Genomic DNA, 12,867 nt, shown 5'->3' with positions numbered 1-12,867 from the left:
TATCAAAGCGGGCAAGGAAGGAAATAATTATAACGAGGACTATCAAATGATAGAAAATAGCTTTGCTATCACGACCACTTTTGTGGCGTATTTACTAATTATGGTTGCCATTGGCGTTTACGCGTATAAGAGGACTTCCAATTCATCTGATTACTTCCTAGGTGGTCGTAGCCTTGGTCCATGGCCAGCGGCACTCTCTGCGGGCGCATCAGACATGAGTGGTTGGTTGCTGCTGGGTCTTCCGGGGTATGCGTATGCAGCAGGTATCGAAGCGTTCTGGCTAGCGGGTGGTTTGCTACTGGGTACGTGGGCAAACTGGTTGATCAATGCGAAGCGTCTACGTACGTATAGTATTCAAACCGATTCACTAACGCTGCCTGAGTTCCTGTCGCGTCGCTTCAACGATAAGTCGAAACTGATTCAGACAATCTCTGCGTTCTTCATTCTTTTATTCTTCCTTTTCTACACCAGCTCAGGCTTGGTTGCAGGGGGTAAACTGTTTGAAACCGTATTCGGCTTGGATTACAGCATTGCCGTTATCATCGGTACCGTGTGTGTGGTTTCGTACACGCTATTTGGTGGCTTCCTGGCGGTATCTTGGACGGATTTAGTGCAAGGTCTATTGATGGCGGCGGCACTGATGATTGTGCCTGTTGCTGTAATGGACGGCGGTCTAGGTCAACTAGCGACTGACATGCACAACATCAACCCAGAGCTATTAACGCTATGGAACGATGTGAAAGGTGAACCCCTATCGGCTATCGCGATCATTTCGCTAGCGGCTTGGGGCCTAGGCTACTTTGGTCAGCCACATATCCTAGCGCGTTTTAAAGCTTCTCGTTCAAACAAAGACCTAACAACAGCGCGTCGTATCGCTGTGGGTTGGACTGCGCTGTCTATGGCGGGTGCAATGCTTGTGGGTCTTGTTGGTCTAGTGTGGGTAACAGGTCACCCTGGTACCCAACTGGATGATGGTGAGAAAATCTTCATGCTATTGGTGAATACGGTATTCCACCCAGTCATTGCAGGTATCCTACTGGCGGCAATTCTTGCGGCGGTAATGAGTACTGCAGATTCACAGCTTCTAGTATCTTCATCAGCTCTTGCTGAAGACTTCTACAAGCAAGTGATTAAGCCAGATGCAACGTCTGAAGAAGTGGTAATGATTGGCCGTGTAGGCGTTATCGTGATTTCTCTTATCGCGCTATTCCTAGCAATGACGCCAGATAGCTCTGTTCTAGGTCTTGTATCTTACGCTTGGGCAGGCTTTGGTGCTGCGTTTGGTCCGGCAGTTGTACTTAGCCTTTATTGGAGCGGTATGAACCGTAACGGCGCACTAGCAGGTATCCTAATCGGTGGTGTGACTATCGTGGTTTGGAAACAGCTAACAGGCGGTTGGTTCGATGTGTACGAAATCGTACCGGGCATCATCTTCTCTACTATCGCTATCGTGGTTGTGAGCAAAATGACTGGCGGTGCTGCGCAAGACGTACTAGAGCAACACAAAGAGTACCAGAAGAAGTTGGTTGAACTAGACTAATCATTCTCAAGTGAAAACAAAGCCCGCGACCATCGCGGGCTTTTTTGTGTTTACTCTATGGTTGATGGTCGATGGTGATTTGAATGACCACTAACACCTTAATTAGAGAATTTCTGAGGTATAGTAAAAAACGTGTTGACCCGTCTATCAGTGTAGGGCTGATGCTATGTCTGTACCGACAAAAGGAGCCACTATGCTAACCGTAACCCAACTGGCCAGAGAGTGTAGACTCTCCCGTACTACGATTCTTTACTATGAACGTGAAGGCTTGCTAGCGCCTGCACATCGTTCAGAAAACGGTTATCGATGGTATGGAGAAAAAGAGATGCAGCGTTTAAAAACGATCTCGTCTTATCGTTCTTATGGGTTACCGATTTCCAGCATACGCACTTTGTTGGCACAGAAAGGCAAATCTCAAGCGGAGATCTTGAAAGACCATTTCAGTGAGCTCGAACGCGAGATTCAAAACCTACGAGCGCAGCAAAAAGCGATCGTGGTGCTATTACAAGAACCACAACTGATAGAGGATAATATTGTGACTAAAGAACGTTGGGTACAAATCATGCAAGCTGCGGGTTTCTCTGAAAACGACATGGTGACATGGCACCAGAAATTTGAAGAGATGGAGCCTGCTGAGCACCAAAAATTCCTTGAATCTTTGGGGATTGAGCAAGACGAAATTGTGCGCATTCGTGCTCTATAATTAGCGCCTAAGCAGCGCATTAAAAACCGGTTAAATAAGAATAAGCCTCTTCGTGAGGCTTATTCTTATGGCGTTATATTCAATAGAAAAAAGTTTAATAACAGGCAGCTTGATAACAAACCGTTTAGTTGCGGATTTTTGAGTAAACTACAGTGTTGCTCAATTCCCCTGAGGTAGACAGGCGGTCGTGTCTCAACTCGCCTTCAAAATCATAGCCACAACGCTCTGCGACGGCGCGGCTTTTTAGGTTGGTTGAATCTGCCGTAATAGCAATGCGCCTCGCACCAAGATCTTCAAACGCGTAGCGCTCTAGTTCAAGCACCGCTTCGGAAATGTAACCATTGCCCACTGCGGTATCATCTAACCAGTAACCGATCTCAAATGCTGGTACTTCTTGGTCTCGAATCATCAAGCCAACGGCGCCAATTAAGCGATCGCTTTCCTTTTCGATGATGAAGTAACGTAATTCCTCTTCGAAGTTTTCAAAGTTGGCGATGGCTTTTTCTGTTCCCTCAATCATGGCTTCTAGTGTGAGCACATGTGGCACCCAAGGAAGGTACGTTTCGAGCGTCTTCTGGCTGCGCACAACCGCTTGATGTGCTTCTTCTGCACGTTCCAAACAAGCAGGGACTAACTTAAGACGTTTCGTTTCCATATCGATTCTCCTTTGGGTGAAAAATGAACGAAAAATCATTTAATCAGATGTACTTAGAATGATCTAGTCGTTAGTACAATATTATTCGCTTGGTTTGCTTGGAAGAACCTGAGAGAATCGTACGGTTATTAAACCAACTAGGTTCATTATGAAACTTTTAGTAAGAAACTTGGCTCGTGAAACGACCGAGCAAGATATGCGCACATTATTCTCAGCGCACGGCAAAGTAGAACTTTGTACTCTGGTTCTTGATCAAGAAACGGGTCTATCGAAAGGGTTTGGCTTTGTGATCATGCCAGATGAAGCAGAAGCAATTGCTGCACTAGAAGCGCTAAACCTTTCTAGCGTCGCGAAAAGCAAAATCCGCGTGAAAGTCGCTCAAGACTAAGATAGAGAAAAGCCAGCATCATCGCTGGCTTTTTTGTCCCTTCAAACGAACGTTTTTTGATAGACACAAACTTCACGCTCAGCCCCTTGAGGACCAACCCAAGTGTTTTTGACATAAGGTACATTGAGTTTGTTTATCACCGATTTGGAACGGTGGTTTTCTACTAAGTGCAGTACCTTAATTCCGGCTAACTCAAAGTCGACACGTGCGAACTCTATTAGGGCGTTCGTAGTTTCAAACGCGTAATCCTTCCCCCAGTAAGGGACACTTAGCCAATATCCTAAAATGCCATAACCATCCTCAATTCTCGGTATGCTCACGGCCCCCAATAACTCTCCTGACTCACGCAAGGTAATCGCGTAGACGACACCTCTGCGCTCGTTGTACATTAGCTCATGTCCTTCAATCCATGTTTTCGCCATAGACAGCCCATAAGGATGTGGAATGTTCGCGGTCATATCTGCGATGACTTTTTCACCCGCGAGTAAAGCGACGCGTTCACTATCTTCATGCTGAAAAGGTCGCAGAATGAGTCGTTCAGTAAAGAGTTTTGGTTGTGTTGGCATAACGGCATCACCTTACAGATTGAATGACCCAAACATCAAGATCAGGTCGGTAGGTAGTATCGAAGTAGCCTAAATCGTGAAATGCGAATTGAACTCCAGCTTCATTCGCTCTAGGTTGGTTGCCGCAAATCACATTGAACATGGCGCTCATAAAACGGCCGTGGGAGACCACCAAGTAACGGCCACGGCCTCTTCTTATGATGGACTGAAGAGCAAGGCTAGCACGTGCAAAAAGTTCCACACCGCTTTCCCCTTCATTGGCAGAGACAACGCAAGGTTGGTACGGGTTGACGAAATCAGCCATAGGGTATTTGTGTTGAGATTCGCTAAAAGGTAGCCCTTGCAAAGGGCCGTTATCACGCTCCATCAATTCATCATGTGTGGTCATAGGGACATTTAGGTGTGTAGAAAATATCTCTCCAACATGACGTGCACGCTGCATTGAGCTACTTAAAATCGCATCGTACTTTCGCCCTTCTTCGGCAAATTGTTTCGCGCGATTTTCGGCTTGTTGAATCCCTACTTCGGTGAGCGGACTATCAAAGCGCCCTTCGTGAACGCGTAAATCATCCGCTTGTGAACGTCCATGACGAACAAAAGTAATGTGGATCATCGGTGACTTCCTTGTCAGTTATTTTTATTTGGCAGGCACGCTGAACAATAGCATGGCTTTACCAAATAAAAGTGGGTTCAACTAATTCATATCCTTGTGATTCTCTATTATTTTTGGATGAAATTCACACTGTAAATCGCTGAAATTTGAGCCGGTGATGATGGGGGGCTTGATAATTGTCAGCCGTCGCCAATCGCTTTTGAATAAAAACAAACCGCAATAATAACTTATGTGCTATGTCGCGTAGAATTACATACATAAGCGTTATTTTTCATAGTTGAGGAATGAAAGTTGAGGTCTGACCAAGGTCTCATAATTTGACCACTGAAAAGGGATTTTTTGGAGGTGGGACACAAAAAAACAATGGAGCTTTTTTATTGTGGAATTATTTTGAACAAAATATGTCAATTGTCAGTAGCACAGGAAAAAGCAGGGAGAGATGTAATGCCAGATATTTATTGCTCAGCTTGTAGAAGATCAACGCAGCATAAAGTGATCATGAAGCGTTGTGAACCAGAGCAAATTGCGACACTGAGCGGCAAAGTGGTGAGCTTTACGCAGCTGATGGCCAAGTTTGTAACAGGTGAACACTATTACGAAATGGAGCCTCAATATTATTGTCGTTGCTGTAACCATCGCGCTATTGGTGAATTAGTTCAGCATCCAGCGCGACAGACATCAGCGATAATGTAACCGGCGTTTAGGCTGCGAGTTCTTTCTCGGTAGCAAATGGTAATCCGTCGATCATAACTGGCCAGCCGTAAGAGGCATATTCAGACGCCAGAGACTTTGCGACTTCGTGTGAAACGGTCGTGTACGTCCATTCGCCAACACCAAATGGTTTGTACGCGAGTTGTAGGGTTAACATTGCTTTCTCCTCATTATTTTTGCCTATTATTACCTTACTATTTGGCTCATTTCTTTTCTTTAAAGCTCGTATTTTTCTCTCCAAAGTTCATCATTCCATTTTTTCGTTAACAAAATTATCTTATTAATAAAGTTGCCTATATTGGTCTGCGTATCTATAAATTTGGCATATGAATGTTTTCATTTTTTGAACGTTTGACACTTTTTTGTACATGGCAATCGTTAAATGTATGCAGGTTTCACACGTTCTCTCTTTCACTATTTGCAAACTGAATAGTAACTATTAATCTGAAGGCTCCTAAGTTGTTAAAAGGATGTGGTTAATGAGTTATCAACTAGACAGAATTGATTTACAGATTTTAAGGATTCTGCATTCTCGAGGCCGAATTCCGATCGTTGAATTGGCAAAACAAGTCAATTTAACCACGTCTCCATGCTCTGAGAGAGTCAAAAGACTCGAAAAAGAAGGCTACATTAATGGCTATCACGCCGAACTTAATGCGGAAAAGTTAGGTTTAGATGTACAAGTTTTTATCCATATTCGTCTCGATCAAACCAGCTTTTCGATTTTTGAAAAATTTGCTAAAGCCGTAGAGCTGATGCCAGAGATTGAAGAGTGCTATTCATTGTCTGGTGATTTTGACACCATGATTAAGGTAAGAGTAAGGAACATGAAAGCTTATCAAGAGTTCATGTCGAGTAAGCTTGGGACGTTGCCTGGTGTGATTCAGACTCGTAGTGAAGTGGTGATCGAAGAGCATAAAACGGGGTTTGGCGTTAATCCAGAGCTGTTAAGCTAACTAAGGCTAAATGCTAGATACAAAAAAGGAGCCTACTGGCTCCTTTTTTGTATCAGGTGTACCGTCCTAAATAAGGTTGACACATTTCCAACATGAAATTGGAGAATGTCATGAAATCAACGAGTAAACGAACCCAACGAGATTATTCTCTTGCCTTTAAATTGACGGTTGTTGACCAAGTAGAAAAAGGTGAGATGACCTATAAACAAGCTCAAGAGCGATACGGGATACAAGGCCGGTCTACTGTCTTAGTTTGGCTTCGTAAGCACGGTCAGCTAAATTGGTCTAAAGGAATAGAGAAACCAAACACAGTAGGTAATGGCATGCCTGATTCTCCTTCTACTCAAACTCCAGAACAACGGATAAAAGAACTCGAGCAACAACTTGAAGAAACTCAACTGAAAGCGGACTTCTTTGAGGCTGTCGTAAAAGTAATGGATAGGGATTTCGGTGTCCGAATCTCAAAGAAGCGCAAAGCCGAGTTATTAAGGAAAAAACGGTCAAAAGGCTCACAGTAACTAAAGCTTGCCACTTCATCGGGATTACTCGGCAGGCGTTTTACAAACGCTACGCGCTCGAGCTTCAGCGAACTCAGAAAGAGCAATCTGTCATTGGGTTCGTCAAAGAGTAAAGGATTCAACATCCTCGATTAGGAACTCGAAAGCTCAAGTACTTACTCAGTCAGAATAACATTGATATAGGGCGAGACTGTCTGTTTTCGTTGCTAAAACAGCATCGACTGTTGGTCTTAAATCGTAGGGCTTATCATCGAACAACAAACAGCCATCACCGGTTCCACTGCCATCCAAACCGAATCAAAGAGGGCATGGTTCCAAATAAACCGGAGCAGTTATGGGTCGCTGATATCACTTACTTGGCAACACGAGCGGGAAATACTTATCTCAGCTTAATCACTGACGCCTACTCGAGGAAGATAGTTGGGTATCATCTAGATGATAATATGAAGACGCCAGCCGTTAAAAGTGCATTCCTGAAGGCTTTGAAAGAGCGGCTATATGAGGGCGAGCTTATTCATCACTCTGACCGAGGTATTCAATACTGTTCTGAGGAATATCAGTCACTACACAGAAAATATCACGTGACATGCTCTATGACTGATGGATACGACTGCTATCAAAATGCTCTAGCTGAAAGAGTAAATGGTATTTTAAAGATGGAGTACTTGCTGACTAAGCCGAACGACTTGAATGAAGCTAAGAAAATGGTTGCTGAGTCGGTGAAACTCTATAATGAACAGAGGCCACATACAGCTCTAAAATACAAAACGCCCGATGAAGTTCATCGAGCGTTTTAACTAAAAGTGTCAACCCATATCAGGACGGGTCAAGGTAGATAAATGCTTATGCGCTAACGTAGGTGGTTAAAATACCAATTAAACCACCAAAAACACCGCCCCAGACGACTAGCCAACCCAAGTGCTCTTTTATCATCTTCTGCACGATTTCTTTAACAAGAGCGGGCGTCAATTCACTTAGCCGCTGATCAATAATGCTTTCAATGTTTTGTTTGATTTCATCCATCATCGCTGGCGATTCTAATTGATCTTTTAACGCTGCTTTGATGGTGTCGCTTTGGCTCAGTTCTACAATTGATTCCTGCATCTTTTCAACAAACGGTTGTCTCATTGGTTGCAGGGCTTCTGTGCCCCCAAACATTGCAAGCATACCTCCAAACTGTGAGCCTTCGATGACTTCGACAAGTGAATCAAACGCTGGGTTTAAGTCCACTTTTTCGATGACAGGCTGAAGGTTGATGTTTACGCCTCCTGCCATTTCTTTATTAAGGAAACGGTCGATGTTTGCTTCAGTAAAGAACTGCTCCATCATCAAGTTTTTGATGGCCAGCTTAAACTCCTCGAACCGTGCAGGAATAACGCCAGAACCATAAAGCCCTGGAACTTTCTCAAACAGCATGTGGATGGCTAGCCAGTTGGTAATTGCGCCAGAAAACGCAAACAAACCTGCATACCAAAGGTAATCGTTTTGAATTTGGTATCCTGCACCCATCAGAGCGATAGCAAGGATATTAGTCAGCAAACTTTTGTTCATAGTGAGCGATTATGTATGAATTGAAGAAGGAATAAGTGAACATGATTCTATACCTAAGTCACACCGAGATGCTAGATTGTGAGAATAATCGATTGGGTAAGGCGTGGTGATAAAGAAGCACAATGTTGATAAAGGCCAAAAAAACAAAACCCGACAATCATTGTCGGGCCACTGCTTTTTCTTAGAAAATCTAAGCGTCTTTTTTGGTCTTTTAGAAGCGGAAGATCTTACAGCAAAGTTGGCATTTCCAGCGCTCTGAGTAGCCGAATAGTTTATCTGCCCAACTTTGTTTTACTTGTACGATCTGCATTGAACCACATTTGCACATAAGCTAATTACCTTATTATTAGATTAATAACTAAGCCATCGATTGAGTATAGCTGTTTCTCAAAAAGTGAAATAACAAATGAAGCCAGCTCAATACTCTGCGTTGTGTCCACTGCTTTCGAATACGCAACGGGGCGCTATATTAACAGAAAAAATGTGACATGCACCCATATTGTTGTTTTATATGTGAGATTTTAAGTGATCTTGATCACCTTTTGTTTGGGGTTGTCAAAATTACCTTAGTAGACAGAAGGTAAAAAAAACGGCGCTTGAAGCGCCGTTTCTGTTGGTCTCTTTTTTTGAAAGAGATTTAGCTATTGGATTCTTCTCCAAGAAAACCACCGGTTTGGTGTGCCCAAAGCTGAGCATAAATGCCGTTGTTGGCAATCAGCTCTTTATGAGTCCCTTGTTCAACCACGTTACCTTTATCGAGCACTATCAGGCGATCCATTTGCGCAATGGTCGACAAACGGTGTGCAATAGCAATAACCGTTTTACCCTGCATGAGCTCGTTCAAGCTTTCTTGAATTGCCGCTTCAACTTCTGAATCCAGTGCTGAAGTCGCTTCATCAAGTACCAGCAAAGGTGCGTCTTTTAGCAGTACTCGTGAAATGGCGATACGTTGGCGTTGACCACCAGACAGTTTCACACCACGTTCACCTACTTGTGCGTCGTATCCAACGTTGCCAAACGGGTCAGTTAGGGTTTCGATAAACTCATGCGCGTGCGCTTGCTTGGTGGCTTTGATCAGGTCTTCTTCGCTTGCATCTGGGTTGCCATACAAGATGTTGTCACGAATCGAACGGTGCAGCAGTGACGTATCTTGTGTCACCATGCCGATATTTGAACGTAGCGAGTCTTGTGTGACACTTGATATCTCTTGTCCGTCAATCTTGATACTGCCTTCTTCAACATCATGAAAACGCAGCAACAGGTTCACTAAGGTGGATTTACCAGCCCCTGAACGCCCGACCAGGCCGACTTTCTCTCCTGGTTTGATATTGAGGTCGAGGTTGCTTATCACGCCCTTGTTTTCACCGTAGTGGAAGCTGACGTTGTCAAAGTGGATACCACCTTGAGAAACTTGCAGATCTTTTGCATCAGCTTTGTCTTTTATATCGATAGTTTTAGACAGTGTCTTCATCCCATCGACAACCGTGCCCATGTTTTCAAATAGAGCACCGACCTCCCACATGATCCACATTGACATGCCGTTCACGCGCAGTGCTAAACTGACCGCAATCGCGATGGCACCGACACTGATCGCGCTGTCTAGCCACAAGTAAATTGATAGAGCCGCTACCGAGAAAACCAGCAGGTAATTTGAAATCTCAACCGCGATATCAAAACCAGTCACCAAACGCATTTGACGGTACACGGTATTTAAGAAGCCTTTCATACCCTCTTCGGCGTAGTCGGTTTCACGCTTACTGTGCGAGAACAGCTTTACCGTCTGAATATTCGTGTAACTATCGACAATACGACCTGTCATAGTAGATCGAGCGTCCGCTTGTTCAGACGCAACGTCTTTCAGTTTCGGAACAAAATGCACTTGAATGGCAATATAAGCCAATAACCAAATGATCATTGGAATCATTAAACGCCAATCTGCTGCGGCTAACATCACGATCATGCTGGTGAAGTAGACAGACACATAAACAAAGACGTCCATCGTTTTCATGACGGTCTCACGCACGGCCAGTGAGGTTTGCATTACTTTGGTGGCAACACGTCCCGCAAAATCATCCTGATAGAAGTTCAGGCTTTGATTGAGTAAATAGCGGTGTGCCAACCAACGCACCGACATAGGGTAGTTACCAAGCAAGGTTTGGTGAATCAACAAAGAATACACAACCACCAAAATGGGCATGACAATCAGTAACAACGCGCCGTAAAACATCAGCTCTGCTTTGTTGTCTTGCAAAAACGTTTCAGGGTTGCTGGTGGAAAGCCAATCGACCAACTGACCCATGGCACCAAATAAAGACACTTCCACGATCGCCACAATGGTCGACATGATCGACATGATGATCAGCGGTTTTTCAAAGCCGCGAGTGTAGTGGCGTAAAAACGCGAAAATCCCAGTAGGGGGCTGGTCAGGCTGTGATTTGGGGAACGGCTCGGTAAAGCCTTCAAATCGTTTAAACATAACTCTTCCTAAAGTTAATGGTTCCCATCTCAGTCATTGAATTCATCAATTCTTCCTGCCTTGGACTAAGCAGTTAATACTGAGTATGGGGTAAGACATATTGTGGTCTGCTAGCCAGAAAAGCAGACAAAGTTACGAATGTGAGAGAGGCGAAAAAATAGTCTAACCGATTGTCTTTTAAATGTAACTAGTTGGTTATTGCTTAATAGTCGGTGCATTATTCTTGAGAATGTGATTCACACTTCATAAAACAGTAAACCTTCAAAGTGACGATAAAAAATCGGGCTATAGTGGTTTTTTACAGTAAATATTACTTTTGACTAATGGAATTATTATTAAAAACAGCAAAACTGAAGTTAACAATAATTTTACAATCTCATCATTCTAGTCAAAAGGAATGTTTGGATGCTATTACACGAATCAGTGCCTCAGAATGCACATGGAAAAGAAGAAAGCACGCAAAGTGCTCTGCGTCATACCGCAAATTGCGTTGTGATGGTGCCGCCGAAAGAGTTTCGTTTTAACGAAGAAACCGCGCAAGACAACGAGTTTCAACACCAAGTTTCTCTGACTCAAGAAGAAGTATCACGTAACACCATGGCTGAATTTTCCGCGATGGTTGAAACCTTGCGCAAAGAAGGCGTGCAAGTCGTCGAGTTTGATTACCCTCAATCGGACATTGCCACGCCAGATGCGGTGTTCCCGAACAACTGGTTTAGCACTACCCCAGAAGGCACTTTGTATACCTTTCCGATGGCATGTGAAAACCGTCAATATGAAGTTCAGCCTGATGCGTTGGTCGCTGCATTAGCACAAGCGGGTCGCGAAGTGCATCAACAAGACTCGCTGACTGAATATTTAGATGAAGAAGCCTACCTAGAAAGCACGGGCGTGATGGTGTTCGATCACTTTAATAAGACCATCTATGCCGCGCTCTCACAGCGTTGTGATCGTCTGGTGTTAGAAGACTACGCCAAGCGTATTGGTTACGATCGCGTGATTTCTTTCCAAACCCGTTTGCCTTCTGGTGCACCGATTTACCACACTAACGTGATGATGGCAGTGGGGGAGCAGTTCTGCGTTATTTGTGACGAAGTAATCCCTGAGTTTGAGCGTCGCTTTGTGCTTAAGTCATTGGCGAAAGACAAGCAGGTTATTTCTATTTCGCTTGAGCAGATGAACCAGTTCTGCGGCAACATCCTTCAACTGGAAACGGTACGCGGCGATAAGGTGATTGCTATGTCTCAATCGGCTTACGATGCGTTCTCTCCAGCACAAAGAAATCAACTCGCGACTCACGGTAAATTGCTCCCATTCGACGTTTCTACCATCGAATCGATTGGTGGTGGTTCTGTACGCTGCATGTTAGGCGAAGTGTTCCTACCAAGCCGCAAAGCTGTGCTGTAAACCATTTCTGAATTTCCCCCAAAAAGCACCATGTTGAAAGATGTGGTGCTTTTTTATTGATGGGCTCCAGCGGGTTTACAACATGACCTTGTGTAGAGAGGCATTGACGAGTGAAGTTGTTTTATGCACTCTGGCAATAAAAAGCTCGGCACATGCTAACGCATCACTTGCTGCGCTGTGGTTGTAGTAAGCAGGGAATCCAAGGTTCTCCCTGAGGTCATCAAGCTGAAAGCTGGCAGGGCTATGAGCAAGGTTTGATGATAAGAATCGTCGTTCGAGCTCCATCGTATCGATAAAGTAAAAGGGAAGTTTAACGATGCCAAACTTTTTTCTGAGGTAGCACGACAGAAAGCCTTTCTCAATGAATGCGCCATGAGCTAACACCACTTTTCCTGCCAAGGCTTCAAAAAGTTTATTCATCGCTGCATCGAGAGTGAGTCCTTGGCTGAGGTGCTTGGGGGTTAATTGGTTCACGCTGGCACTTTTAGCGGTGATGTATTGCCCGTGTGAGATAAAAAGCTCGTCAACGGTCGACAGTTCGATTTGTTGAAAACTGAATGGCACTAAACCAATAGACAAAATCTGGTCGTGTTTAAAATCGAGTCCACTTGTCTCGAAGTCAATAGCGACATATTCAAGCTGTTGAAGTGGTGATGTGACTGAGGGCAATGGAGTGCTGAGGTAGGCTCCCCAACCGCCAATCCATTCACCTTGGTCTTTGATATGTTGTCGAAGTGCCTCGATGTTCTCCAAGTGGAATTTGTGTTTTAGACTCGTCAACAT

At 44.2% G+C, this 12,867-nt stretch carries 13 protein-coding genes and 1 pseudogene; 7 read left to right on the top strand and 7 right to left on the bottom strand.

Annotated elements, in window-relative coordinates; translation table 11 throughout:
* The first annotated feature begins 46 nt into the window (after window positions 1-46).
* A complete protein-coding gene (gene putP, locus VJL_RS17810; RefSeq protein ID WP_038871553.1) occupies window positions 47-1,540 on the top strand; it encodes a sodium/proline symporter PutP in 1,494 nt (497 codons plus the stop codon).
* A 193-nt stretch (window positions 1,541-1,733) separates the two neighbouring features.
* Window positions 1,734-2,243, top strand: coding sequence for a MerR family transcriptional regulator (locus VJL_RS17805; protein ID WP_038879953.1), 510 nt, complete (start codon window positions 1,734-1,736; stop codon window positions 2,241-2,243).
* A gap of 124 nt (window positions 2,244-2,367) precedes the next feature.
* Here the strand turns inward: VJL_RS17805 and VJL_RS17800 are convergent, their stop codons facing one another.
* Window positions 2,368-2,898, bottom strand: a complete 531-nt coding sequence (locus tag VJL_RS17800; protein ID WP_038871549.1) for a GNAT family N-acetyltransferase — start codon at window positions 2,896-2,898, stop codon at window positions 2,368-2,370.
* A gap of 148 nt (window positions 2,899-3,046) precedes the next feature.
* Here VJL_RS17800 and VJL_RS17795 point away from each other — a divergent pair, with 148 nt between their 5' ends.
* A complete protein-coding gene (locus VJL_RS17795) occupies window positions 3,047-3,286 on the top strand; it encodes an RNA recognition motif domain-containing protein (protein WP_038871547.1) in 240 nt (79 codons plus the stop codon).
* A gap of 41 nt (window positions 3,287-3,327) precedes the next feature.
* On the opposite strand, the gene VJL_RS17790 is transcribed toward VJL_RS17795, so the two are convergent.
* Together VJL_RS17790 and VJL_RS17785 are read right to left on the bottom strand one after the other, a co-directional pair.
* Window positions 3,328-3,852 carry a GNAT family N-acetyltransferase gene (locus tag VJL_RS17790; RefSeq protein ID WP_038879951.1) on the bottom strand — a complete coding sequence of 175 codons (525 nt, stop codon included), beginning with the start codon at window positions 3,850-3,852 and terminating at the stop codon, window positions 3,328-3,330.
* A gap of 7 nt (window positions 3,853-3,859) precedes the next feature.
* Window positions 3,860-4,465: a histidine phosphatase family protein gene (locus tag VJL_RS17785; RefSeq protein ID WP_038871543.1), complete on the bottom strand. Its 606-nt coding sequence runs from the start codon at window positions 4,463-4,465 to the stop codon at window positions 3,860-3,862.
* 444 nt (window positions 4,466-4,909) lie between these two features.
* Between VJL_RS17785 and VJL_RS17780 the strand changes: the two genes are divergently transcribed.
* The gene (locus VJL_RS17780) at window positions 4,910-5,158 is read left to right on the top strand and encodes a hypothetical protein (protein WP_038871541.1); all 249 of its coding nucleotides are present in this window, start codon (window positions 4,910-4,912) and stop codon (window positions 5,156-5,158) included.
* Window positions 5,159-5,165: 7 nt separating this feature from the next.
* Here the strand turns inward: VJL_RS17780 and VJL_RS29125 are convergent, their stop codons facing one another.
* Window positions 5,166-5,333: a hypothetical protein gene (locus tag VJL_RS29125; protein WP_005428989.1), complete on the bottom strand. Its 168-nt coding sequence runs from the start codon at window positions 5,331-5,333 to the stop codon at window positions 5,166-5,168.
* Window positions 5,334-5,655: 322 nt separating this feature from the next.
* On the opposite strand from VJL_RS29125, the gene VJL_RS17775 reads away from it, so the two are divergent.
* Both VJL_RS17775 and VJL_RS28025 read left to right on the top strand, forming a co-directional pair.
* Window positions 5,656-6,132, top strand: coding sequence for an Lrp/AsnC family transcriptional regulator (locus tag VJL_RS17775; RefSeq protein WP_038871538.1), 477 nt, complete (start codon window positions 5,656-5,658; stop codon window positions 6,130-6,132).
* A 110-nt stretch (window positions 6,133-6,242) separates the two neighbouring features.
* Window positions 6,243-7,447 (top strand): annotated as a pseudogene (locus VJL_RS28025) (IS3 family transposase).
* 46 nt (window positions 7,448-7,493) lie between these two features.
* Here VJL_RS28025 and VJL_RS17760 read toward each other — a convergent pair.
* A complete protein-coding gene (locus tag VJL_RS17760) occupies window positions 7,494-8,201 on the bottom strand; it encodes a DUF445 domain-containing protein (RefSeq protein WP_038871536.1) in 708 nt (235 codons plus the stop codon).
* Window positions 8,202-8,838: 637 nt separating this feature from the next.
* On the bottom strand, window positions 8,839-10,677 hold the full coding sequence (locus VJL_RS17755) for an ABC transporter ATP-binding protein (protein ID WP_038879942.1): 1,839 nt from the start codon (window positions 10,675-10,677) through the stop codon (window positions 8,839-8,841).
* A gap of 405 nt (window positions 10,678-11,082) precedes the next feature.
* Between VJL_RS17755 and VJL_RS17750 the strand changes: the two genes are divergently transcribed.
* Window positions 11,083-12,084, top strand: coding sequence for an arginine deiminase-related protein (locus VJL_RS17750; protein WP_038879939.1), 1,002 nt, complete (start codon window positions 11,083-11,085; stop codon window positions 12,082-12,084).
* A 75-nt stretch (window positions 12,085-12,159) separates the two neighbouring features.
* Here the strand turns inward: VJL_RS17750 and VJL_RS17745 are convergent, their stop codons facing one another.
* Window positions 12,160-12,867, bottom strand: a complete 708-nt coding sequence (locus tag VJL_RS17745; protein ID WP_038879937.1) for an exonuclease domain-containing protein — start codon at window positions 12,865-12,867, stop codon at window positions 12,160-12,162.

This window comes from Vibrio jasicida CAIM 1864 = LMG 25398 (genome assembly GCF_000400365.1).
GTDB classification, from domain to species: Bacteria; Pseudomonadota; Gammaproteobacteria; order Enterobacterales; family Vibrionaceae; genus Vibrio; species Vibrio jasicida.
The sequence above is the reverse complement of the archived record's forward strand: the minus strand, read 5'-3'. Positions and strand labels throughout refer to the sequence as shown.